Origin of the sequence: Weissella thailandensis, assembly GCF_001932615.1 — a bacterium.
In the GTDB taxonomy this organism is placed as follows: domain Bacteria; phylum Bacillota; class Bacilli; order Lactobacillales; family Lactobacillaceae; genus Weissella; species Weissella thailandensis.
The window spans coordinates 1,396,046-1,418,969 of the sequence record NZ_CP014332.1 but is presented as its reverse complement, the minus strand read 5'-3'; the positions used below and the strand labels follow the sequence as shown (position 1 = coordinate 1,418,969).

Annotated in this window: 25 protein-coding genes and 1 pseudogene; 25 read left to right on the top strand and 1 reads right to left on the bottom strand. The window is 37.5% G+C overall.

Features of this window, described 5'->3' with window-relative positions:
- Position 1: 1 nt before the first annotated feature.
- The 19 genes and pseudogenes from FOL01_RS06980 to FOL01_RS06895 all read left to right on the top strand — a co-directional run bounded on the left by FOL01_RS06980 (position 2) and on the right by FOL01_RS06895 (position 13,553).
- On the top strand, positions 2-874 hold the full coding sequence (locus FOL01_RS06980; protein ID WP_075269956.1) for a putative phage replisome organizer: 873 nt from the start codon (positions 2-4) through the stop codon (positions 872-874).
- Positions 861-1,586 carry an ATP-binding protein gene (locus FOL01_RS06975; protein ID WP_075269955.1) on the top strand — a complete coding sequence of 242 codons (726 nt, stop codon included), beginning with the start codon at positions 861-863 and terminating at the stop codon, positions 1,584-1,586. The genes FOL01_RS06980 and FOL01_RS06975 overlap by 14 nt, the downstream gene beginning before the upstream one ends.
- On the top strand, positions 1,586-1,747 hold the full coding sequence (locus FOL01_RS11110; protein ID WP_156835004.1) for a hypothetical protein: 162 nt from the start codon (positions 1,586-1,588) through the stop codon (positions 1,745-1,747). Before FOL01_RS06975 ends, FOL01_RS11110 begins: the two co-directional genes overlap by 1 nt.
- Positions 1,747-2,193 carry a hypothetical protein gene (locus FOL01_RS06970; protein ID WP_083603459.1) on the top strand — a complete coding sequence of 149 codons (447 nt, stop codon included), beginning with the start codon at positions 1,747-1,749 and terminating at the stop codon, positions 2,191-2,193. Before FOL01_RS11110 ends, FOL01_RS06970 begins: the two co-directional genes overlap by 1 nt.
- Positions 2,186-2,485, top strand: a complete 300-nt coding sequence (locus FOL01_RS06965) for a hypothetical protein (RefSeq protein ID WP_075269954.1) — start codon at positions 2,186-2,188, stop codon at positions 2,483-2,485. Before FOL01_RS06970 ends, FOL01_RS06965 begins: the two co-directional genes overlap by 8 nt.
- A gap of 15 nt (positions 2,486-2,500) precedes the next feature.
- Positions 2,501-2,845, top strand: a complete 345-nt coding sequence (locus FOL01_RS06960) for a hypothetical protein (RefSeq protein WP_156835003.1) — start codon at positions 2,501-2,503, stop codon at positions 2,843-2,845.
- 12 nt (positions 2,846-2,857) lie between these two features.
- On the top strand, positions 2,858-3,520 hold the full coding sequence (locus FOL01_RS06955) for a hypothetical protein (protein ID WP_075269952.1): 663 nt from the start codon (positions 2,858-2,860) through the stop codon (positions 3,518-3,520).
- Positions 3,520-3,882 (top strand): YopX family phage-derived protein, encoded by a 363-nt coding sequence (locus FOL01_RS06950; protein ID WP_075269951.1) that lies wholly within the window; start codon positions 3,520-3,522, stop codon positions 3,880-3,882. Before FOL01_RS06955 ends, FOL01_RS06950 begins: the two co-directional genes overlap by 1 nt.
- Positions 3,883-3,972: 90 nt before the next feature.
- Complete coding sequence (locus tag FOL01_RS06945) at positions 3,973-4,182, top strand: DUF3310 domain-containing protein (protein ID WP_083603458.1); 210 nt, start codon at positions 3,973-3,975, stop codon at positions 4,180-4,182.
- Between the two features lie 100 nt (positions 4,183-4,282).
- Complete coding sequence (locus FOL01_RS06940) at positions 4,283-4,636, top strand: hypothetical protein (protein WP_075269949.1); 354 nt, start codon at positions 4,283-4,285, stop codon at positions 4,634-4,636.
- 85 nt (positions 4,637-4,721) lie between these two features.
- Positions 4,722-5,276 (top strand): hypothetical protein, encoded by a 555-nt coding sequence (locus FOL01_RS06935; RefSeq protein ID WP_075269948.1) that lies wholly within the window; start codon positions 4,722-4,724, stop codon positions 5,274-5,276.
- Positions 5,277-5,556: 280 nt separating this feature from the next.
- Positions 5,557-6,006, top strand: coding sequence for a DUF722 domain-containing protein (locus FOL01_RS06930; protein ID WP_075269947.1), 450 nt, complete (start codon positions 5,557-5,559; stop codon positions 6,004-6,006).
- A gap of 660 nt (positions 6,007-6,666) precedes the next feature.
- Positions 6,667-6,909 carry a GlsB/YeaQ/YmgE family stress response membrane protein gene (locus FOL01_RS06925; protein WP_286010489.1) on the top strand — a complete coding sequence of 81 codons (243 nt, stop codon included), beginning with the start codon at positions 6,667-6,669 and terminating at the stop codon, positions 6,907-6,909.
- A gap of 495 nt (positions 6,910-7,404) precedes the next feature.
- Complete coding sequence (locus FOL01_RS06920; RefSeq protein WP_075269945.1) at positions 7,405-7,917, top strand: terminase small subunit; 513 nt, start codon at positions 7,405-7,407, stop codon at positions 7,915-7,917.
- Positions 7,907-9,211: a PBSX family phage terminase large subunit gene (locus FOL01_RS06915; RefSeq protein WP_286010508.1), complete on the top strand. Its 1,305-nt coding sequence runs from the start codon at positions 7,907-7,909 to the stop codon at positions 9,209-9,211. The genes FOL01_RS06920 and FOL01_RS06915 overlap by 11 nt, the downstream gene beginning before the upstream one ends.
- Before the next feature lie 10 nt (positions 9,212-9,221).
- Positions 9,222-10,730: pseudogene (locus FOL01_RS11375) on the top strand (phage portal protein).
- A complete protein-coding gene (locus FOL01_RS06905) occupies positions 10,730-11,932 on the top strand; it encodes a phage minor capsid protein (protein ID WP_075269943.1) in 1,203 nt (400 codons plus the stop codon). The pseudogene FOL01_RS11375 and the gene FOL01_RS06905 overlap by 1 nt, the downstream one beginning before the upstream one ends.
- A gap of 161 nt (positions 11,933-12,093) precedes the next feature.
- Positions 12,094-12,714 (top strand): phage scaffolding protein, encoded by a 621-nt coding sequence (locus FOL01_RS06900; protein WP_075269942.1) that lies wholly within the window; start codon positions 12,094-12,096, stop codon positions 12,712-12,714.
- Positions 12,714-13,553 carry a N4-gp56 family major capsid protein gene (locus tag FOL01_RS06895; protein WP_075269941.1) on the top strand — a complete coding sequence of 280 codons (840 nt, stop codon included), beginning with the start codon at positions 12,714-12,716 and terminating at the stop codon, positions 13,551-13,553. The genes FOL01_RS06900 and FOL01_RS06895 overlap by 1 nt, the downstream gene beginning before the upstream one ends.
- Here FOL01_RS06895 and FOL01_RS06890 read toward each other — a convergent pair.
- A protein-coding gene (locus FOL01_RS06890; RefSeq protein WP_100078221.1) for an IS3-like element IS1163 family transposase occupies positions 13,537-14,606 on the bottom strand; the annotation gives its coding sequence in 2 pieces (ribosomal slippage) (positions 13,537-14,378 and positions 14,378-14,606; 1,071 coding nt in all). The genes FOL01_RS06895 and FOL01_RS06890 overlap by 17 nt on opposite strands.
- A 95-nt stretch (positions 14,607-14,701) precedes the next feature.
- On the opposite strand from FOL01_RS06890, the gene FOL01_RS06880 reads away from it, so the two are divergent.
- Genes FOL01_RS06880 through FOL01_RS06855 form a run of 6 tightly spaced genes read left to right on the top strand, consistent with a single transcriptional unit; the run spans position 14,702 to position 22,921 of the window.
- Entirely contained in the window at positions 14,702-14,899 is a 198-nt protein-coding gene (locus FOL01_RS06880; protein ID WP_075269940.1) for a hypothetical protein, read from the top strand.
- Positions 14,899-15,522 carry a Gp15 family bacteriophage protein gene (locus FOL01_RS06875; RefSeq protein ID WP_075269939.1) on the top strand — a complete coding sequence of 208 codons (624 nt, stop codon included), beginning with the start codon at positions 14,899-14,901 and terminating at the stop codon, positions 15,520-15,522. Before FOL01_RS06880 ends, FOL01_RS06875 begins: the two co-directional genes overlap by 1 nt.
- 23 nt (positions 15,523-15,545) lie before the next feature.
- Complete coding sequence (locus FOL01_RS06870) at positions 15,546-20,129, top strand: aggregation-promoting factor C-terminal-like domain-containing protein (protein WP_075269938.1); 4,584 nt, start codon at positions 15,546-15,548, stop codon at positions 20,127-20,129.
- Complete coding sequence (locus tag FOL01_RS06865) at positions 20,119-20,955, top strand: phage tail domain-containing protein (protein ID WP_075269937.1); 837 nt, start codon at positions 20,119-20,121, stop codon at positions 20,953-20,955. Before FOL01_RS06870 ends, FOL01_RS06865 begins: the two co-directional genes overlap by 11 nt.
- Positions 20,955-22,082, top strand: coding sequence for a phage tail protein (locus FOL01_RS06860; protein ID WP_075269936.1), 1,128 nt, complete (start codon positions 20,955-20,957; stop codon positions 22,080-22,082). The genes FOL01_RS06865 and FOL01_RS06860 overlap by 1 nt, the downstream gene beginning before the upstream one ends.
- Positions 22,079-22,921: a GH25 family lysozyme gene (locus FOL01_RS06855; protein WP_075269935.1), complete on the top strand. Its 843-nt coding sequence runs from the start codon at positions 22,079-22,081 to the stop codon at positions 22,919-22,921. Before FOL01_RS06860 ends, FOL01_RS06855 begins: the two co-directional genes overlap by 4 nt.
- Positions 22,922-22,924: the final 3 nt, after the last annotated feature.

The window sequence follows — 22,924 nt, the reverse complement described above, 5'->3', positions numbered from 1 at the left end:
AATGAGTGATAAACGATATTTTTGGTTAAAGCTTCCAGAAAATTTTTTTAGCAGAAAAGAAATAAAAGCCTTGCGCAGAATTGCAGGAGGCGACACTTACACAGTGATTTATTTAAAGATGTTGCTCAAAAGTTTACAAACTGATGGCAAATTATACTTTGAAGATGTTTCGAGTAATTTCATTGAAGAAATTGCATTAGATATTGATGAAGAGTATGAAAATGTTCAAGTGACTGTAAATTATCTGCATAACAAAGGGCTTCTTGTTGATAGTGGTACAGATGAAGTTGAATTAGTATCTATGAAAAATATGGTCGGATCTGAAAGCTCATCTACTGAACGAAAGCGCAGACAACGTGAAAGAGAACGTCAATTAGTTAGTTCAAAAACTAACGAGCGTGACATTGTCACACCTAGGTCACGGTTGGGTCACGTAGAGAAAGAGATAGATAAAGAGTTAGATATAGAGACAGAGAGAGAACAAGAGACAAATAACAAGCAGTCGTCTGTCGTCACTCCTGCCAAAACGCAACTTTTAAATTCATTACAGGATAACGGCATTTTTATCAGTCCTAATTCAGTCGCTTTTGATAATTTGATTGCATTTCATGAACAAGATGGCATGGAAATAGAAATTTTACTAAAAGCTATTGAAGTAGCAAGTGCAGCAGGTAAAAACAGCGTTAGTTATATCAACGGTATTTTAAATAATAAATTGTCTAAAAACATTCTGACGTTGGAACAATATGAGAAAGACGAAAAAAATTGGCAGGACAACCAGTCTAATCGACAAGCCGAAAGTGATTTAACCCCTGAGCAAGCTAAATGGTTAGCTGACCGCCAAAGAAAGCGTGAGCAACATGCCACTAGCTGAAAATTGGGTGCGCCAATTAAAAAAACGTGGTCTTGAACCTATTCATTTAACGCCTGAACAACGAGTAGAAAAAGAAAAACAGGAAGCTGCTATGTTTACGCAACAATGGGAGAAACAAGACCGTACAAAATATATTAAAGCAAGTCTATGGGGTGAGGAAAAGGCACGGTCATTTAAATTTAGTGACTGGTTGCCCGAAAAACAAGCTAATGAACAACGAGCAAAAGAAGTTGGTAATCAAGCTTATCGCATTATGCGTCAACTGGCAGTAGAACCATTTAATGTATTTTTGAATGGTGAAGCAGGCACAGGTAAAACTTCATTAGCTTTGGCGATTATGGACGGATTAAGTGATAAGTGTACGAATATGTTTGTATCAGTGATTGAATGGCGGGACATGACGTATCAATCATTTCATGATGAAAAATTGCAACAACAGCTAGCAGTTGTCGAGAAATACATGCGAGAAGTTGACGTACTGATCCTTGATGATTTTGGTAAAGATACGCAAAGGGAAGCCAAAGAAAAAATGGCTGGCATGTTATTTAGACTAGCAGACGCTAGAAAAGGTAAAACAACGATTATCACATCTAATGATAATGAGTTAGCTTTAACAAAAAAATACGATATGGCAACGTTGTCTAGGTTAATTCCTAGCAACCCAAACCATGTCATTGATATGACCGATATGGCAGATGTTAGGGAGGTGTAATGGTGGACGAAAAACCAAAATATGAACTACACGCCCATGTTTTGAATGAAGATAGATATTGGGGTGCATTTCCTTTGAAACAGGTGGCATACCAACAAGAATATCTAGCAAGTGTTTATGGCATGAAGCCCAGTGATTTTAAGATTGTGCGGGTAGCTTAATGGCAAAGTTAATCATTCCACTAACTGCATTTATTTTGCCAATGAAAAAGCAAGGCCAGATGCGGTTAGTCAAAATGACCTTAAATAATTGGATTATGATCCATGGTATGCGTGCTGGAAGAATGATTGCCAACAAACGCAAGCATCAAATTCAAGCGAAAATCATGCCACTAGTTGACCAAGCAATGGTCGATGGACTAGCTCCGATTGGAGCAAATAATAAATTTAAGTTTGACTGGTACTTGCCAGACAGACGCACGGACTTAGACAACTGGACGTTTACGCATAAGTTCATTTTTGACGCCTTTCAGGCAAGTTCAGTTCGTGGACAGGTATTTATGACAAACGACAATTTAAACTTCGTGGTGGCGACGTATGACGATTTTAGAGGTATTGATAAAGATAATCCAAGGGTTGAAATAGATTGGAGCCAATCACATGATTAAAAACAACCATGAATATAAGTACCAACTATTCGTTGAAATGTGGGAAGACGACTATACAGTAGCAGAGATTGCTAAAAAGTTGCATCTGAGAGAGTTCACGATAGCTGGTAAGAATTTTAAGGGTAGATATTACCGTGAAAACCCACGTGTAAAGCCTGGCAGAATTAATGTCGACAGAATGATGACATTAGTCCATGAGCTAGAAATCCGATATGGCAAGCTTACTGATGAGATACCAGAAGACGACAGGCAACTGATGAAGCTGCGTAAAGTGGTACACGCTAACAACTAGAACAAACAGCCAAGGGTGGAAAGACTGCGAGCCCGTGTGAAGATGTTTGGAAATTTTAGATCAGCGCCAGGAATCAAACCAACAACAATACCTAGACCAGGGCAAGTCAGTCCTGACGAATATAGTAAGTTTGATAAATATTTAGTACCTGAAAACATTGAACAGCGAAAATATCGTTTTGAAAATGGATACGGCGCATTGGTTACTTACTACCGACCAACAAACACATATGATCTAAATCAAATTAAATGGATTGGAGATCAAAATATTTTTATCGACGGTATATCTGTAGATACTACCGACAAAGTTGAATACATCGTTGCAGCATTGAATGAAATTAAAAGCAAGAAAGATGATTGATAGGGGCTACTAATGACAGATAAAGCATATATCGTGGCGAATGAAAAACAAGAGCGTGAAGTGTTGGAAAATTTGGAAGAGAAAGGGGCATTGTGGAGAAACGGGGAAAATGCTACTAACTTTATCCCATTTCGTGCATTTCCGTATGTTATTTATTGCAACGGAGATAAATATATTTCTTGGGACAAATTAGGTGACCTAGATGTCGACAGGATAATCGTATATGACGGGCGGAAGGAAGAGCAGATGAGTGAGAAATATATTGTGTCACAAGAGTTTATGAATGAGTTGGAAGAGTGGACGGCAACACGTGCATTAAGTCGTGCATCAAATTGCTTTGTGGATATTCATGATATTGAGACATTGCCAATGCATATAGAAACATGGTGGGGTGTCAATGGCGCTGATACCGAAAATAACAACCGCCTAATTGCAATCATTCGTTGGATGAATGGCGAAGACGTGTTTGAAGTTGAGAAGTCTAAGAAGTGGATTGTACGGAGCAAAGAAGTTAATGATGACGGTGACAAGCACTATTGGAAACTTTTGAATTTACGTGGGGTGTTAGAAGTGACGTCCACGTTTGAATTACGTCTTGCCACCAAATTCGATACCAAAGAAGAAGCCGAGAGTTGGGCTAATGCGCATCAGGAAGTTATTGAGGTGGAAGAGTAATGCGAGAGATTAAGTTCAGGGTGTGGGACAACGAAACCAATAAATTTTGGCATGAAGGTAGAAATCTAGCGCTTGTATCCTTAGTACCCGATAATTTGATCAATGACGACAGTACAGTGCTTGAACAGTACACGGGACTCAAAGACAAAAACGGCGTTCAAATTTATGAAGGGGATATTTTACAGCATAAGGCTTCAAAATTTATTAATTTCACTGTCTTATTCAAATATGGTTGTTATTACGCCCATGATACTTCAGAAATAATGTCGGATGAGTTACTTGGTAGTTTAAATTTTGACAATGAAATGACTGTAATCGGTAATATCCACGAGAACCCAGAGTTGTTGGAGGTGGAAGAGTAATGATATATGACGCTGTAAAGCACCCTAAGCACTATTTATTGAGTGACGGTACAAGAAGTTAAAGACCACATCAATAGTATCGTAGGGGACATGCTAGGGCGGTCTGCATGGAAAGTTGCTAACGTGATTAAATACGTGGCACGAGCTGACAAAAAGAATGGCTTAGAAGATTTAAAAAAGGCACGTGAATATATTGACATGTTAATTGAGGACAAAGAAAAATGCACAAAAATTATGAAACACCAAAATATGTCGTTTTTAACACGCTTGCGAGAGATATTAACGGTAAAGCGTTGGTAACGGCAAGCGGAAACGATTTAGAGAAACTGTTAAGCGCTTATCACGGCAAGGCGTATCAGATTATGAAAGTTAAGACGTTGAGTGATCGGGAGGAATGGTAATGACATTTTATAATGTATTAGAAAAAGCAAAAGCTCTAGGTAAAAGGGGAGCTAATGCATGGTTTGGTCCACAATTAGATGATTATATGCATGTTAAGGGACATTTGGAACAAAGCGATATTGAATTACTTATTTATCATTTAAAAGAAGCTTATGCACCAACGATTGAGATGACTGAAATACAAATGAAGCAAATGATGTCATTCAAAGAAGTTAATGCAGGGTTTAGCACGTTCATGTATAAGCAAGGATTAGGTCAGGTACCGGCTTTCAGTGATTTCATTGCAACGGAACGGGAGGATGAGTTAATGCAAGCATGGTTGCACCCTGAAACAATTAAGGTGGTGGAATAAATGGAATATCAAGATTTGGTTGAGGAACGTGATCACTATCAGAAGTTGATATAATAGTTATATATTAAATTAAGGAACTGAAAATATGGGTGAAAAGTTTAGGTTATGGATACCATTGTTAGTATCGTTCTTGTCATTAGCACTAGCAGGCGTTTCAGCAGTTTACCAATTTAGTGAGAGCAAAAGATATAGTAGTAATACACATCAAGTACTAATTAATTCTGCTGAGCTTGCAAAATATGATTTAAAATTATTAGACTATAAGGTGTTATCAGGCGATGCTGATATGAGATATGGCGAACTGAATATTCAATTAGATAGTTTAAAACAAAATTTAGAGACTATTAAAGATGTGGATCCGACGACTTTGCCAAAAATAGACGCAATTAATTATCAAGTCTATCGTCAGGACTTGAATACTGTTGTTAAGCTGTCTGAAGATGCAACTAATAATATGCGTAAAGATCGAACTAAGGTAGCTGGTGATGAAGATGAATTGGACTTAGATATATCGACTCGTCCACAGTTCGATGCAACGATGAAGAATTTAAAACATGTTTTAAACCAAGATGAGCAAGGACTAAAACAACATAAAGATTTATACAACATAAATTATGCAAAAGTAGATTTCAGTAATTAGGAGGATAATAGATGAACATGATCACTTGGATTTCACTATCATTGAGTTTTATAGCTGTAGGCGTTTCTTTATATCAGTTAGGTTATAGCAAGGGCAAATCAAATAAAGAAAATATTGATAATAAATAATAAAGAAGGTTGTTGCAGAAATGTGGCGACTTTTTCGTGTATAAAATGCCGTTACATGCTGATATGTAGCGGTTTTTAACATTTTTGAAACAACTTATAATACTATAAATGGTATAATAACAATAGACGTATATCATTAGGGAGGTGTGCAAATGGCGGATAGGTTAGATAAGTTATTGAGTGATTATTTTACAGGTAGACTAGCAACTAATATCCGTTTGCGCAAAATGGAATTGCAATTTAATAGCGATCGTACACCTGACGAAAATATTGGTGGTGGACGTAAGCAAAACGATTATAACAACCCAGTAGAGTTGCGTATGATACGTGAGCAAAGAGACACGCAACTGCAACAATGGATATTGCAAAAAGACATCATAGACTCGTTTTACGTCATTACCATTGCAAAACAACAACGAGTGTTGAAAGCCTACTATGGCAAAGGGCAAAGTTGGGTTGAAATATCACTGAATGAACATATCGGGGAACGGACTTGTTTAAGGTGGCGTGATGATTTCAAAAGCGGTATTGCAGGTCATTTATATTCAACAGTTGAAAACGGTGTCAGTATTATGGCGGGAAAACGGCGGTTACAAGCCTAAAAACAGCGCATAATATGTATTGTGGAACAGATGAAAAATAGTTATATGAATTCCTCTTATTTCTTAATTTTGTGATTGCTCATTCCTGTTACACGTAAATATTAACGTCCGTAGCATTTAGTGTCTTTGTGGTTGCAGCTATTTGGCGGTTAATATTCATAGCAAGTGTGGCGGAATAGGTAAAGTCCGAGTGTTACTAATAATACTCGGTTAGAAACTCTGAAAAATATCAGATTGTTAGGTGCAAATCCTAACCACTTGCATAGTTTATCTATTATAAAATACTTTGCATAATGGGAATAATAATGGTATAGTTAATTCTATTGAACTTATTCGTTTAGAGAGACCGTTAATGATGTTCAATCATTATAAGTTGGTTCTTCTATGTATTAATTAGATTGAATGAATAGGCGTGTATTTGTAGCATATTAGGTAATGCAATAAATTATTTATCTCCATTCTGTGAGGTGAAAGATTCTGATTTAGTAAGAAATGAGTTCGATACTCATCAGATACATAATTATAAAAGGTTATCCAATCGGGTAGCCTTTTTACTTTTCAAAAGTGGACAAGTATACAGGTGAAATATATATGGTATAATCAATTTCGTAGATTTATCTTGAATCTTCATTTTATTATGTTCATTATGGAGGAATTATTATGATTTGGTCATTAATTGTGGGAGCCATTATCGGTGCAGTTGCCGGTGCGATTACAAATCGTGGGGCTGCGATGGGGTGGATTGCTAATATCGTAGCTGGCTTGTTAGGTGCTTGGATTGGTCAAGGTCTTCTTGGGACTTGGGGTCCTTCACTGGCAGGTATGGCACTAATCCCATCTATCATCGGTGCAGTTATTCTTGTATTGGTTGTTTCAGCAATTTTCGGATATCGTTCAAAGTAAAGTACCTATTTATTGATTAATAGTATGCATATGCCTACAATAATCTAGTAACGTTGCTACGAAAATTTTAACCAAGGGGGGCATTGCTATGGCACTAGAAGAAAAGGCTAAAGAAGTATCTGAAAAAGCTAAGGACAAACTTTCTGATGCAAAAGAAGTTGTTGAAGAAGTGATGGACGACATCAAGCAGAAATTGAATAAAAAGTAAGCTGCATGTAAGGTGACAATCAAAAGATTGTTGCCTTTTTATTTTGCAATGAAAGGGGCGTAGCAATGGTTAGCTTGCTTATTAAAATAGTGTTGGCGGTAGTGCTTGGTACGATATTGTCATGGATCATTGCTCTTGCTGCAATATTCACGTTGCTATGGTGGTTGAACAAAGATTAGTAACGAATGGTACAGGCAAATGGAGAACCACATTATTGGTTCAATTGACAAAGAGATAAAGAAACGCAAGGAAGAAGAGCAAAAGAAAAAGCGAGGTGGTGATATGTAATGAAACTGACGGAGAAACAAAAGCGGTTTGCAGATGAATACATCAAGTCCGGTAATGCGACACAGGCAGCGATTAAAGCAGGCTATAGCAAGAGAACAGCTAATCGAATTGGTCCTGAAAACTTGTCAAAACTTGTCATAAAAGATTACATAGATGAACGCATGAAAGTGATCGAAGATAATCGTATTATGACCGCTAAGGAAGCCGTTGAATTCCTAACTAGTGTAGTTAGAGGTGATGTTAAAGAAACGGTCGTTATAGGTACGCCAATGGGCGCTGAAGAGGTTAAAAAAGAACCTGATGTTAAAACACGGATAAGCGCAGCCAAAGAGATATTGAAACGTTGTCCGGATAATGACAAGGTAATGGAACAACAATTGCGCAAGCTGACTGCTGAAGCTGATATCGCAGAAGCTAAGGCTAAGGAGTATATAGAAGATTCTAGTGCCTATGATGAGATTCACTTAGTATTTGCGGAAAGGCAAAAGGAAGGACATGATAATGAAGATTAATGTTGCTAATTTAAGTAATCCACATTTTGATTATTTGTTCTTTCGTCCTGAGTATTCAAATTTCGTATTGAAAGGTGGTCGAGCTTCAACTAAATCATCTGCCATCTCCATTAAAATCGTGACTGATTTTTTAGCAGATAAAATGGCAAATGTTGCTGTGTTTCGTAAAGTTGGTAATACATTAGCTGGTTCAGTGTATGAGCAAATTAAATGGGCCATCTTTACGCTAGGATTTGAAAAACGTTTTCGATATATGCGTTCACCATTAAAGATTGTTGATAGGGTAACAGGCAGTGGCTTTTATTTCTTTGGGGTTGATGATCCTATGAAACAGAAATCACAGAAAATAGCTAAGGGATATGTTAGCTCATTGTGGTTTGAAGAGTTAGCTGAATTCGACAGCTGGGAAGAGGTGGATACAGTCCGCCTAACCTATACTCGTGCTAAATTACCCAACGACAAGCAGGTTGTTACCTTTTATTCGTATAATCCACCTAGAAATCCGTATGATTGGGTAAATCAATGGGCTGAGGAACGCAAGACAATAGATGGTTGGCTAGTTGACCATTCAACATACCTGGATGATCAGATGAAGTTTCTATCAGACCAGTATGTAAAAGAAATTGAACAATCAAAAGTTAGTGATCCAGACTATTATCGTTGGCAATTTTTAGGTGAAGCTGTTGGATTAGGAACTAACGTCTACAATATGGATATGTTTCATCCATTACAAGAAATACCAAATGATGATCCAATAACGCAAGTTGCCTATGCGTTAGATGCTGGACATGCTAATTCAGCGACAACAGTAGTGCTATTCGGTGTGACAGCTAAGAAAAAAGTCATCTTATTAGATACGTATTATTATTCACCAGCTGGCCAGTCAATTAAGTTGGCACCCAGTGATTTATCAATTAAGATACATGATTTTATTAAAAATCAATCTGATAAACCGTGGGGTAAATTACCAATCGTTAAACGTACTATTGATAGTGCTGAGGCAGCATTACGTAATCAGTATTTCAGAGATTATCGTATTGGTTGGCATCCAGTGGCTAAGAAGAAAAATACAACAATGATTGATAGTGTCTACTCATTATTAGCAAGTGGTCGTTTTTATTATCTAGACAATCAATCTAACAAAGTATTCATTGAACAACACCGTAATTATCGTTGGGATGAAAAGACAGTTGAAACAGACGATCCAAGGGTAATTAAAGTAGATGACCACACGGTTGATGCATTTAAGTATTTCGTACTAGATAATGCACGACTATTAGGACTAAAAATATAAGGAGTGAACCATGAAATTAGTTGATTCCGTTTTAAATTTTTTTCGCAGAGGAGGCGCTAAGATGGGCGTTATAAATACATTAACTAACATCACTGACCACCCAAGAATTGGCGTGTCGGAGGCGGAATATGACCGCATTCGTGAGAACTTAAAATACTTTGAGGGTAAATTCAAAGACGTGACTTACCGCAACACATATGGGGAGATCAGACATCGTCCATATACGTCCTTAAACATGGCTCAAGTATTGGTTAGGCGAATGGCATCGTTGTTGGTTAATGAGCAGATGACATTTACGATTGCTGATAATAAGTCAGCTGATGAATATGTTCATGACGTGTTTTCCAAGAATGATTTCATTAAGAACTTTGAACGCTATTTGGAGTCTGGACTAGCATTGGGCGGTTTAGCAATGCGACCTTATGTAGATGGTGACGAAATTAAGATTGCCTATGTGCAAGCGCCTGTGTTCTTTCCACTGCAATCAAATGCTAATGATATATCAGAAGCAGCGATTGCAACGAAAACAACCACAGTTGAAGGTCAGAATACTGTTTACTGGACGTTATTAGAGTTTCATTCATGGAATGGCACTAAATATGTTATCGATAATGAACTGTATCGCTCAATGGACGATAATGCTGTTGGTGTACGACAAACATTATCAGCCAATGAAATATATGCCAACTTAGCAGACCATTCAGAACTTGATAACTTTACCCGTCCATTATTCGTTTATTTAAAACCATTTGGATTTAATAATCGAGACATTACTTCACCGTTAGGGTTATCAATCTTTGACAACGCTCGCAGTACGTTACGCCAAATCAATGATGCATATGACCAGTTCCATTGAGAAGTTAAAATGGGTCAGAGACGTGTCATGGTACCGGAAAATCTAACACAGATGACTAATGAACGTGGCGAGTTTGTACAATTTTTTGATACTGATCAGAATGTCTATGTTGGTTTAAATGGTGATATGGATGATAGTAAAATTACCGACTTATCAACGGAAATTCGGGCGGATCAATTTATTCAATCCATTAATCAATTTATTAAAACATTAGAAATGCAAACCGGATTGTCGGCTGGTACATTCTCATTTGATGCAGCTAATGGGTTAAAAACAGCCACAGAAGTTGTTTCTGAAAACTCTATGACTTATCAAACACGTAATTCACATTTGAACAATGTTGAACGGGCATTGCAAGAGTTAGTGGTAACTGTCTTAGAATTAGCTAGTGCAGAGGGCTTTTATCATGGGGATATTCCAAGAATTGGTGACATTCAATTTAATTTTGATGATGGTGTGTTTACTGATAAAAACGTGCAATTAGCTTACTATACGCAAGCCGTAACAGCTGGATTAATTTCAAAGAAACGTGCCATTATGAAAGTCCTTGATGTCCCAGAAGATGAAGCAATGGAGATATTACAAGAAATTGCTGATGAATCTGAGCCAGTTCCAAGCGCTTTGGATCAATCAATGTACGATAATGTAGTTGGTGATGAATAATGGCTAAAGTAAACGATGACCAAATGTTGTTAGGCGCTTCGGTTGTTGGTGATATATACAGCAATATGGCACAAAAGTTATTTATTCGTATGATTAGACGAATTAAAAAGCGTGGAGTTGCTGATTTAAAAGATAATCCCTATTTATGGCAACTTGAAAAGCTGAATGATATGCATATGCTTAATGAAGAAAATATTGCATATGTTGCTAAACAGACTGGTGTTGCTCGTAAACTGATTGATGAGATTATCCAAAACGAAGGGCTAAAAGTCTATCAAAATACCGCTGAACAAATCGCAGATGACTTAAATACAAAGACACCCAGTTATAATAGTGTTCAAGAAACATTAGCTAATTATGCACAACAAACATTCTTGGATATTGATAACTTAGTTAATCAAACGTTATTAACCACTAATATGTCCGATAATGCAACCATGCGAGTTTACCAAAAGATTATTGAACAATCAGTTGCGGAGGTTACAACAGGGCTTAAATCGCCTGATAAGGCTGTTTCTGATACAGTCATGAAATGGATAGACAAAGGTATTCCATCAGGATTCGTTGATAAAGGTGGCCATACATGGTCCATTGAACGATATGCAGATACAGTGATGCAATCAACTACTTACCGTGTTTACAATGAAATGCGTACTAGTGCAGCTGATAGATTAGGCGTTAATACTTTTCTAATGAGTTCGCATGCTGCTTCACGTCCTGCCTGTGCACCAATTCAAGGGCATATAGTCACTAAGCAAGTTGATGGCTTTCATAGTCATGATAAAGATATTGGTTACGTTGCCTCAATTTATGATCATGGCTATGGTGAACCTGGCGGAACCTTAGGAATCAATTGTCATCATACCTTGACACCATTCATTATTGGTGTGAATAGACTACCTGGCGTTGATATTCCTGAACCCAAGCAAGCGATTGCTAACGGTGAAAAACAGGCTAGTCAACGGTCGTTTGAGCGTGGTATTAGAGAGGCAAAGTACAAGTTAGAAGCAGCTACACAATTAGGTGACGATAAACTTATACAGCGGTATCAATCGCTATTGTCTAATCGTAGGTTAGGATTGCGTAAGTTAATTGATAATAATGATTTCTTACATCGTGATTATTCACGAGAGAAAATATACAAGAATAAGAAATTAGTCGATATTTACAAGCTAAACATGCAAAGTAAAACAAAAAAATAATGATAAAAAGGTATTAATCGCTGACGATTAGGGATAAGACAATCCACCAACAATTGAATTTGATACAGAATATTGACCTGAATATGTCATTAAACTGTTCTTTTTTCATGCAATAAATCTGTGCGAGAGCTGGCTCGCTAATCAACAGCTTAGGAGGACGTATGAAGACCGAAACACTACAAGGTATTGGTTTAAACGATGATCAAATTCGTTCAGTCATGGCTGAGTTTGGTAATGAAATCAACCCATTGAAGCAAGCTAAAGCAATTGCTGAGCAGGAACGTGACTCACTTAAGACACAACTTGATGAAGTCAATGGTCAGCTCAAAGAAGCGCAAAAGAAAGCAGAAAAGGGAAGTGATCTACAAAACCAGCTCAAGGACTTACAAAAGCAGTTTGATGAATCAAAAGCCAATGCTGAAAAGCAATTACAAGCAACTAAGAAGGATTACGAAATTTCAGCAGCATTAAGTCAGGCAGGAGCCAAGAATGAAAAGGCTGTTAAGGCATTGTTAGACACTGAAAAGGTCAACTTTGATGATAACGGCAAGCTTATTGGACTATCTGAACAACTTGAAGCAGTTAAAAAGGACAATGATTTCTTATTTGCAGAAACAAAGGATAGTGGCGCAGGCAAGCCAAACATTACACCAGCAGGTAATCCAAATCCGAATGGTGGAAATGGGACTAAAGCCTTAGCTGACTATTCATACCAAGAACTATCAGCATTAAAAGCTGATAGTCCATCACAATATCAAGCATTAGTAGGAGGAGACAAATAATGCCAGTTACACAACTAAAAAATATGATTGATCCCGAGGTAATGGGAGCTATGATTCAAGCGCAACTACCCCAAGCATTGAAGTTTACAGGTATTGCGCAACTTGATACAACGTTACAAGGTCGCCCAGGAGATGAAGTGACTGTACCATCATACAAGTATATTGGTGATGCGGTAGATGTAGCTGAAGGAGCTGCAATTGATTACGACTTGCTAGAAACAACCTCTCGTAAGATTGGTATTAAGAAAGCAGCAAAAGGTGTTGAACTAACTGATGAAGCTGTTCTATCTGGATATGGTGATCCAGTTGGTGAAGCACAACGCCAAATTCGTATGTCAATCGCTTCAAAGATTGACAATGATGTTTTAGCTACTGCTTTAACGGCACCATTAACGCTTGTCGGTGCTTCGATTGATTTAGATTTGATTGATAAGATTGAAGCAACATTTGTGGATGCTCCTGATGCTATTGAGGGACAAACAACAGACCAAACAGGTGTTTTGTTCTTGTCATATAAGGATGCTGCTGACTTACGTAAAGCAGCTACCAATAACTGGACTCGTTCTTCAGAACTAGGTGATAACATCTTGGTTAATGGAGCGTTTGGTGAGTTACTTGGATGGGAGATTGTACGTTCTAAGAAATTAGCTAAAGGGCAATTTGTTGCCGCTAAACCAGGAGCTTTGAAGATTTATCTAAAGCGTGACTTGATGGCTGAATCAGCACGAGATATTGACCATAAGCTAACAAAGTTTAATGCTGACCAACATTATGGTGTAGCAATTGCTAATGCTCCTATGTCAATAAATGGCACATCTTTTTCTAAACACTCGTTCTAATTCTGTCGGAATTAAACCAACTGATGTAATTTGAGGTTCGGATTACCAAGTCCTCAAAATTGGAAAAAGTTGTTTGAAAGGCAAACTCTCTCTTCAACAATGAGTGAAAAGCTTCAATTGGCCCATTATCATAAGGATAACCTTGTTTTGAGTATGAGTGGCTAATCTGGTGCCGTTCAAGTAAAGTTTCAACTTCGTTGCTGGTGTACTGTGAACCCATGTCAGAGTGAAAATATTGTGGCTTTTGATGACATTCAAGCGCCTGATTAATCGTTTCTACAACTAACGTCGCCTCCATCTGACGACCAATCTTGAAAGCAAGAACTTGATGAACCTTTGGTTCGTAAATAGAACTGAGATAAACCCAGGTTCCTGGACGTAATTCCAAATAAGTAATGTCAGCACGCCATATCCTTGCATTGGGCTGGTGCTTGATTAAATTGGGGCGTTGTGAATGATCCACATGAGTGCCAGGTTTTTTAAATCGCCGATTCATTAAAGAGTGAATTTCCATTTCTCTCATTAATCGTAAAATTCGTTTTGACCCAACACAGATGCCTGACTTGCGAAGCACCATCGTTATTCGTGGATAACCATAGGCACGATAATTATTTTCCCAAATTAATTTAATTTTTTCTTTGAGCTGATTATCAACACGTTCGTGTTGACTAGGTTGATATCTTTTCCAATGGTAATAGGTGCTGCGCGGTAATTTCAGTGCCGAAAGAATAATTGATAAGCGGTGTCGCAATAACTGATCTTCTATGAAGACAAGGCAATTAATTCGTCCTAATGCTTTCCCAGTAACACCGCCGCAACTTTTAAAATTTCAAGTTCCTCCTTTAATCGCTGATTTTCCTTTTGAAGTTGTTTGAATTCTTTGGACGTTACTTCAGTACCGTCTTCTAGCTCAACTGATTTAGCGCCTTTAACCCAGTTATGAATTGCGGCTGGAGAAACACCGTATTCCTCGGAAAGCGAGCGAATAGATCTTTTCTCTTCACGATGCATCTTCACAATGCTGGCTTTAAAATCATCTTGATATCGTTTCATTGGAATGCTCCTATCTTGTTTTATTAATTATGGCACAACTGTTCAGAAATTTATGTACCAAATACTAGGATAGGAGCAATGATGGGTATGCTGAAATGTTGTCTATTTCAAAAGATTATTTAGTTGCTGCATTAGGTCAGAAAGAAGCTGATGAAATTGTACATTATGCTGATAACCGTACTGTCACTATTACTAAGATCGCACAAGCTATTTTTGAAGCTGGTCAAGATGATGAACTTAAGCAAAAGTATGGGTCAAACCGTAAGCAACGTCGTGGAAAGGATAATGGTTAATGTTTTCATTCACTAAACGACCTGAACAAACTATTGATTTAGCTGGACATATCTATCATGTCAATTTAGCTTTTAATCGAGTGATCAAGGCGTTTGGTGTGCTAGACGATGAAACATTAAGTGATGTTGATAAGATAAATCAATGTTTTAATCTATTTTCAGTTGATTTACAGACAAATGATTTAGCAACTAAAGGAAGTATCGTTTCTAATTTATTTACTTATATTAATGAAACACCTTATGGCAACTTTGAAGATGGCGATGTATCAGATACAGAAAATGAACCAATTCAAAATATAGCTGACTATGATTTTGAACAAGATGCTGCAGCTATCTATGCTTCATTTATGAGTGATTACCATATTGATTTGAATAATGAAATAGATCGTATGCATTGGGATACTTTTAAAGCGTTGTTTGACAATCTTGGTGAAAAAACACCCATCAATCGTATTCGACAGATTCGTAATGATGATCTATCAAATTACAAGGACAATGCACAACAAGCAGGCCTGATAGCTGAAGCGCAAATGTACTATAAATTAGATAAAAACAAGGCAGATGACACCTTTAGTGGGAATGCATCTAATATTTTTGATGGTTTATTTGCGAACAGTGATTAGTTTTAAGGAAAGGAGGAATATAAATGGCAGATGGTGCAGTTAATATTGATTTAATTCTTAATGACCAAACAGATAAAACTTGGTCAGAATTCAAATCGAAGGCTGAACAACAGGGAAAAGAAGGCCACGAGACATTCAAAAAGTCGTTTGGTGATGAACCATTGATTGCAAAGTTGGAGGCAAAGGCTAACAAGGAAGGCATTGCTGATTTTAAAGGCTTGCTGAATGAATTGCCGGAAGAAAAGCGAACTGAATTACTCGCCAAAGCAGAAAAAGGAGAGGCAATCGACTTTGAAAAGTATATTCAAAATATGCCAAAGAAAAAGGTTGTCTCATTAGAAACGCAAGCCAAAAATGCAGGTATTGATAACTTTGATAAACTACTCAAAAAATTACCGAAGAAAACAGTCACTGATTTAAAAACACGAGCTGAAAAAGGTGAAGTAATTAATTTTGAGCAATTACTGCGTAAGATACCTAGTAAGTACATCACGCAACTACAGTTAAATAATAATGCTAGTCCTGAATTGCAAAAGTTGCAGTCAGAGGCTGAGAAAACCAAACATAAGTTTTCTAATTTGAAAGACGTTATGTTAGGTACATTTGCTGGTAATGTAGTCTTCAAAGGTGTTACTGCTCTAACAGGTGGTTTTGAGTCTATCATTTCGGACTTAGATGAGTCAAGCAAGGCTTGGCAAACCTTTAGGGGTAATATGCATGAATTTGGTAAGTCAGATAAAGAAATCAGAAACGTTAAGAAAGAACTACAAGATTTTGCACAGAAATCTATTTATTCAGCTTCTGATATGGCTTCTACTTATGCACAACTAGCTGCAGTTGGTACTAAAAATACTACTGAACTAGTTAAAGGTTTTGGTGGTCTAGCTGCTGCATCGGAAGATCCGAAGCAAGCAATGAAAACACTGAGCCAACAAGCTACTCAAATGGTATCTAAGCCAAAGGTCGCATGGGAAGACTTTAAGTTAATTCTTGAACAATCACCTGCTGGAATGTCAGCTGTTGCTAAATCTATGGGTATGTCTGTAGGTGAACTAACTCAAAAAGTTCAAAATGGTCAAGTTGCTACTCAAGATTTATTTGATGGAATTACTAAGGCTGGAACGAGTGATAACTTCACAAAAATGGCAACCAATTATAAGACAGTTGGACAAGCCGTTGATGGTTTGCGTGAAGGCTTAACTAATAAATTGCAAAGTGCTTTTGATAGTTCTAGCAAAGTCGGAATTAAGATGGTTTCTAATATATCTAAATCAATTGATAATTTTGATACCAAGCCGATGGTGAATAAACTTAATGGCTTAATCAGTTATATTACAGCCCATTCTAAGGATATATCTGGCATATTTGGTAGTGTAAAAGATATTGCTGCTGATTTAATTGGTGGTGCGTGGGATGCTGCTAAGTCAACACTTACAACCATCGCTGATATGTTTGGTTTAATTAATAAGAACAGTAAGAAAGCACACGACCCATTAAAGACGGTTAATCATGTATTAAAGACGATTGCTGATCACAAGGGTGCTATTAAGTCTTTGGGAGCTGCATTGGTTGCAGCATTTGCAGTTAAGAAAATTAGTGACTTTGTCGGTGGCTTAATGTTAGTTACTAAAAATTTGAAGTTAGCAGCTGCAGCACAAGCAATATTTAATGCTGTGGCTAAGGCTAATTGGATTTCTATCCTTGTCGTTGCGCTTGTTGGACTAGCTGTTGGATTAGTTGAACTATATAAGCATAGTAAAAAATTCCGCAATTTTGTGAATGGTTTGGTTGATGCAGCCGTTGATTTTGCGAAAGGTGTTGGTAAATGGTTCGGCAATGCTTTTGATGCCATAGGTGATTTCTTTAAGGGTGTCGGTAAGTCATTTAGTAATGGCGGTAAGAACATCCATAAATTTGTTAAAAATATTGGTAAGTGGTTTAAAGGTATTGGTAAATCAATCGGTAATGGTGCTGATGCCATAGGTGATTGGTTTAGTGGCCTTGTTAAAGGTTTCCAAAAAGGTTGGGACAAATTCATTAAAGCTGTCAAGAAAATTGCTATTGGGTTTGGTAAAGTAATGCTTTACGCTTTAGCACTACCAATTGGTATTGATATAGCAATTACCAAGCCACTAGTTAAACCTTTAAAGAAAATTTTTAATAGTTTAGTTAAAGATGTTAAAAAAATTTGGAACGGTTTAACAGATTTTTTAAGAAAAGTATGGCAGCCCGTTCAAAAAACGTGGACTAAAGTTTGGGATGCTATTGCCGATTTCTTTGATGAACTTTGGAATGGAAAGCATGGCATCAAACGGCTATTTAGTGACGCTATCAATGCGATTTCAGATGTGTTAGGTGATGTTCTAAAAGATATTTCAAAAACATGGTCAAAGACATGGAACAAAATTTCAGACATTTTTGACGATATTTGGAATGGTAAACATGGTATTAAGCGATTGTTCAACGATGCTATTAATGCAATTAGTAGTGTTATGGATAAAGTGTTGAGTGGTATTTCAAAAACCTGGAACAAGGTTTGGGGGGCTATTGCAGACTTCTTTGATGATATCTGGAATGGCAAGCATGGTATCAAGAATACAGCATCAAAGGCTTGGGACTGGCTTAGTGGTGGATTAAGTAATTTTGGTGATGGTATTTCTAAGACATGGACCAACATGTGGACTGGTATTCGAGATTTCTTTAGTGATATTTGGAAAGATATTAAAGGTTTAGCTAAAGATGGCATGAACGGTATCATTGGCTTTATTAATACTGGTGTTGGCGGTATTAATGGGGTTATCCATGATTTTGGTGGAAAAAAGCAAACAATTAAACCATTAAAGAAGTTGGCTACTGGTACGACTGGTGCGCCAAGTGGTTTGGCAATGGTTAATGACGGTTTTGATAGTCCAACAGGTCAAGAATTGATTATTGACAATCAAGGTAACGGAACAATCTTATCTGGTCGTAATCGACTAGTTAATTTTGAAGGTGGCGAGACTGTTGTGCCAGCCGGTGTTACTCAGGCCATGTTAGCCGGTCACATGTTTGCAAATGGAACAAATGATTGGTTCGGTGACGTTAAGCATTTCTTTGGTGACGTAGCTGGTGACATTGGAGATGCTATTTCATCTGCAACAGGTAAAGCCAAGGACTTTTTGGGAATTGCGATGCACCCAGTAAAGTACATTGAAGATAAAATATTTAGTCCCATGACCAAAGGAATTGGTAACTTAGCTGGTTCAGCAATTAGTTCATTAGGATCTGCTGTCGGTGGTAATAATGGTGTTAAGGGACAGCAAAACAATTGGTGGCATGAATTGTGGAACATGCTAAAAGATACCATGTCTGGTAGTGGCGGCGGTGGTTTAGGTGATGACTACCGTTTTAAGAATAAAAGCAAGGATGAAGGTGCTCCAAGTGGTGATTCGTGGGGTTACTTCTTTAGAGAATGTGTATCATTCGTTGCCAGTCGCTTGGCAAATGTTGGTGTAAAACCAAGTTTGTTCACAGGCTTAGGTAATGGTTCTAATTGGACCAGTGCTCATGTTAAGCATAAGAGTACGCCTAGTGTTGGTGATATTGCGGTTTATTCTAATGGTTCTAAGTATGGTAATCACGTTTCAGTTGTTACAGGCGTTAATAACGGCCGTTATAGCGAAGAAGGTTATAACTATGCTGGTAATGGAAAGTACTACAAATCTAGCGGTCTAAAGTTTGGTGATGCAACAACATTCTTGGACTTTGGGCGTAGTGCGGCACGTTCTAAATCAGATTCAAATAAGTCGGACTCACCATTACAAAAATTAATTAGATCTCAAGTAGGTGGTATGTTTGATTGGGTATCAGACATGATGAGCAACTTACTTGGTTCATTTAACGGTGGTGGCGACCAAGCTGGAAGCAATGCAGCGCCAAGTGGTTCACATAAGCATTGGTTAAAACAAGCAGGTATTCATGGCGACTTTGATAAGTGGAACTACATTATCAATCATGAATCTGGTTGGAATCCTAGAGCTAAGAACCCAGGTTCAAGTGCCTATGGTATAGGTCAAGCACTACCACCATCAAAAATGGCGTCATTTGGATCAGATTATATGTCTAATCCCATTACACAATTAAAGTGGATGAAGAGTTATATTAACGACCGTTATGGTGGTATTGATCATGCTTACAATTTCTGGCGTAGTCATCACTGGTATGCTAATGGTGGTCGTACAAACGGTGTTGGTCTAGTTGGTGAAGTTGATGGCGAAGATGAGTGGGTAATTAATCCAAATCGTCATAGCGCTGATGAAACCATCCTAGGTTCAATTAAAGAAACTGCTGACAAACAACCGAATAGTTTTGCTGCAAAGTTATCACAGGTAATTAACACCGCTAAGACTGGTTCGCAGTCTAATATGATTACGCAATTACCACATGTATCACATACTCAAAATAGTGGTCAAACAAATGGCGGCATTGATCTAAGTGGTGATGTTCATATGGTGGTTCAGTTAGATAGTGGTGAAGTTGCTCGGGCAACTTATCCAAAGATTAAGATATTGCAAAATCAAGACATTCAATTGAAAGGACAAACAACAGGTAATATGTATGGCTACTAAATTCAAGAGTGACATTTTAATTCAAAAGTTAGATGGAACTGTCTATGATTTAGGGGCAGAAGGCATTCGTGTTGTTACTTTTGATCCACCATCACCGGCATATGCACATACTTATGCGCAGACTAGTGATTATGGAGCTACCTTAACTGGTACACAGGTTACGCAGACAACCATTCCCATCACATTTGATGTGTTCGCACATGATAATTTTGATTATGAATTGCAAAGGCTCAAAGTACTAAAAATTTTTAGTAGCGATGAGCCTATTTATGTGATTAATTTACGCACACCATTTATGAGGTGGAAGGTTGTCGCTGATGCCTTTGCTTATCCTAGATTAGGTAACTACTGGAAAGCGAAAAATATTGCCATTAGTCTGATTTGCTATGAAGGTTTTGCTGAAAGTATTGCAACTACCTTAAAAACAGCAACGATTAATGGCAAAATTTATGATGCTAGTTTGGGTGTGCCATTTGATGATTATCAATATGAGTTTTCAACGTCACATTTTAAGATTTATAACCCATCGGTCATTCCATTATTAGCAGATGAAAGGCCAGTAACAATTACATTTAAAGGTAGTGCACCACAAGGGTTGACTATTAAAAATAATACGACCAATCAATCTTTTTATTACAAAAAAGCGATTGCAAGTAGTGATAGTTTTCAGTTGATTGGGCTGGTGCCAATTGTTAATGGTATTCAAAGATTAGGGAATGATTATTCAAGTCGTAGTTTTTTGGATTTTGCACGAGGCTACAATGACATAGAAATTTTAGGAGCTAGTGGCTTCACAATTTCATTTGAAACGAGGTTTTATTATTAATGGCAAATGTAATTTATGCATACACAACTCATCTTGACGAAGTACCTGTTATTGTCACTGGATTGTCTATTACAGAGACATTAAACGAGTTCAGCACATTATCATTTAGCTTTACCGCTGATGATCGTAATAAAATAGCTGCGGAAGCTATGATACCTCAAACCAGAGTACTTGTTCCTGAAACGGGCCAGTGGTTTAGGCTTAGTAATGTTAATCCCATTTCGTCTGGTGATGTCCGTACTTATCAAGTATCAGCTGTACATGTTGGCACAGATTTACATGACAAGTATGTTGAAAATAAATTAACTAATACACAGAGTTTAGATCAGTGTATGAAATTAATTACGGACGGAACTTCATTCAATTATGTAATACATGATTCGTTCTCTAATTATTCATTTAGTGACGGTTTTGGCGCAGATTATGCTGACTCCTTGTTAATGAATAATTTAAAAAATAATTTTGGTTTTGAATTTTATCTTGATAACTGGACGATTCACATCTATAAAATGCTTGGTAAAGCTGATCAATTCATTTTTATTGACGGCTATAATGCCAGCAAAATTCAATGGACCGAAGATTATAGTAATATTCGCACCAAGATTAAAGGAATTGGCAAACAAAATGACGATGGTACTTATGCAGCAACAGCTGAATATAATAGTCCAGCGCAAGAAATTTGGGGTGTTAAACAAGCAGCAACCATCCAAGATGATCGCTTTACGGATAAAAATTCGTTGCTAACTTATATTAAATCACAATTACAAGATTATCCAATCGTTCAATATACGATGGAACGTGCTGAATTTGAACATCATGCCAAATTGTCCGATATTAATCAGGTTGTTATTGGAAATTCCGGACTCATTAAGGATCGTTTAGGTGTAGAAGTTGATGTACGCATTATTGGTAAGACATTCCATCCGCAAGATGCTAAGCAAAATGATACAGTGACTTTTGGTAACAAGCTATTTGACTATGCACACAACTATGCTGCTTTGCAAAAAGCTCGCAATAGTAATGAGAGCTTAGGTAAAACATTGTCAAAAATTCAAGAAAATGTGACGTCTATTATCGACAGTAATAATAACCGTAAAATGTGGAAGATAGGTGTGGTAAAAGAATGACATTAAATGGTATAGATATTTCAAATTGGCAACCTGATATTGACTTATCAAAAGTTGACAGTGATTTTGTTATCGTAAAAACCACCGAAGGCACCGATTATGTCTCACCAGTCGCAGATGCACAAATTCAACAATCCATGAAACTGAATAAGTTGGTGGGTGTTTATCATTATGCAACAGGAGCTGGAGCAATTGCCGAAGCCAAGTTCTTTTTGAGTAACATCAAAGGTTACATAGGTAAAGCCTTATTGGCACTGGACTTTGAAGGTGAAGCAATTGTAGGTGGTCCAACTTATGCCAAGGCATTTCTGGACACGGTTTACCAAGCAACAGGGATACGTCCTTTGCTTTACACATCGAAGAGTGTGATTAACCAATACGACTGGTCAGCAGTATCAAAAGAGTACGACTTGTGGGGCGCACAATATGCTTCGGCTGCCCATATAGGCTATCAATCAGAACCCTGGGAAGATGGCACAGCTTGGGGCAGTTTTGGTAAACCTGTTATCCGCCAATACACAGGATATGGACGTTTGGCTGGTTATGTGGGCAACTTGGATTTAGATTTGTTTTATGGTGACGCAGATAGTTGGCACAAGCTGTTGCAATCAGATAAGCAAGTACATGAAACGACAACAACAACGACAACGACAAATCCAGTGATGGAGACACCAATTTTTCAATACTCCGATGATAATGGTAATAAAACGTACGCTTATACTCATTGGGAGGCCATTGCGGGCAAAGCTAAATTAATCAGGTTGGAAAGCCCGAATGGCACTGAATTTGATCTAACTGTTGATGATACTGGTAAATTAACTGTGGTTAAGAAGGAGTAGTGC

What these genes read in the sequence shown, in the direction of transcription:
- FOL01_RS06980 (WP_075269956.1), top strand. Translation starts at nt 2, where the DNA reads ATGAGTGATAAACGATATTTTTGGTTAAAGCTTCCAGAAAATTTTTTT.
- FOL01_RS06975 (WP_075269955.1), top strand. Translation starts at nt 861, where the DNA reads ATGCCACTAGCTGAAAATTGGGTGCGCCAATTAAAAAAACGTGGTCTT.
- FOL01_RS11110 (WP_156835004.1), top strand. Translation starts at nt 1,586, where the DNA reads ATGGTGGACGAAAAACCAAAATATGAACTACACGCCCATGTTTTGAAT.
- FOL01_RS06970 (WP_083603459.1), top strand. Translation starts at nt 1,747, where the DNA reads ATGGCAAAGTTAATCATTCCACTAACTGCATTTATTTTGCCAATGAAA.
- FOL01_RS06965 (WP_075269954.1), top strand. Translation starts at nt 2,186, where the DNA reads ATGATTAAAAACAACCATGAATATAAGTACCAACTATTCGTTGAAATG.
- FOL01_RS06955 (WP_075269952.1), top strand. Translation starts at nt 2,858, where the DNA reads ATGACAGATAAAGCATATATCGTGGCGAATGAAAAACAAGAGCGTGAA.
- FOL01_RS06950 (WP_075269951.1), top strand. Translation starts at nt 3,520, where the DNA reads ATGCGAGAGATTAAGTTCAGGGTGTGGGACAACGAAACCAATAAATTT.
- FOL01_RS06945 (WP_083603458.1), top strand. Translation starts at nt 3,973, where the DNA reads ATGCTAGGGCGGTCTGCATGGAAAGTTGCTAACGTGATTAAATACGTG.
- FOL01_RS06940 (WP_075269949.1), top strand. Translation starts at nt 4,283, where the DNA reads ATGACATTTTATAATGTATTAGAAAAAGCAAAAGCTCTAGGTAAAAGG.
- FOL01_RS06935 (WP_075269948.1), top strand. Translation starts at nt 4,722, where the DNA reads ATGGGTGAAAAGTTTAGGTTATGGATACCATTGTTAGTATCGTTCTTG.
- FOL01_RS06930 (WP_075269947.1), top strand. Translation starts at nt 5,557, where the DNA reads ATGGCGGATAGGTTAGATAAGTTATTGAGTGATTATTTTACAGGTAGA.
- FOL01_RS06925 (WP_286010489.1), top strand. Translation starts at nt 6,667, where the DNA reads ATGATTTGGTCATTAATTGTGGGAGCCATTATCGGTGCAGTTGCCGGT.
- FOL01_RS06920 (WP_075269945.1), top strand. Translation starts at nt 7,405, where the DNA reads ATGAAACTGACGGAGAAACAAAAGCGGTTTGCAGATGAATACATCAAG.
- FOL01_RS06915 (WP_286010508.1), top strand. Translation starts at nt 7,907, where the DNA reads ATGAAGATTAATGTTGCTAATTTAAGTAATCCACATTTTGATTATTTG.
- FOL01_RS06905 (WP_075269943.1), top strand. Translation starts at nt 10,730, where the DNA reads ATGGCTAAAGTAAACGATGACCAAATGTTGTTAGGCGCTTCGGTTGTT.
- FOL01_RS06900 (WP_075269942.1), top strand. Translation starts at nt 12,094, where the DNA reads ATGAAGACCGAAACACTACAAGGTATTGGTTTAAACGATGATCAAATT.
- FOL01_RS06895 (WP_075269941.1), top strand. Translation starts at nt 12,714, where the DNA reads ATGCCAGTTACACAACTAAAAAATATGATTGATCCCGAGGTAATGGGA.
- FOL01_RS06880 (WP_075269940.1), top strand. Translation starts at nt 14,702, where the DNA reads ATGTTGTCTATTTCAAAAGATTATTTAGTTGCTGCATTAGGTCAGAAA.
- FOL01_RS06875 (WP_075269939.1), top strand. Translation starts at nt 14,899, where the DNA reads ATGTTTTCATTCACTAAACGACCTGAACAAACTATTGATTTAGCTGGA.
- FOL01_RS06870 (WP_075269938.1), top strand. Translation starts at nt 15,546, where the DNA reads ATGGCAGATGGTGCAGTTAATATTGATTTAATTCTTAATGACCAAACA.
- FOL01_RS06865 (WP_075269937.1), top strand. Translation starts at nt 20,119, where the DNA reads ATGGCTACTAAATTCAAGAGTGACATTTTAATTCAAAAGTTAGATGGA.
- FOL01_RS06860 (WP_075269936.1), top strand. Translation starts at nt 20,955, where the DNA reads ATGGCAAATGTAATTTATGCATACACAACTCATCTTGACGAAGTACCT.
- FOL01_RS06855 (WP_075269935.1), top strand. Translation starts at nt 22,079, where the DNA reads ATGACATTAAATGGTATAGATATTTCAAATTGGCAACCTGATATTGAC.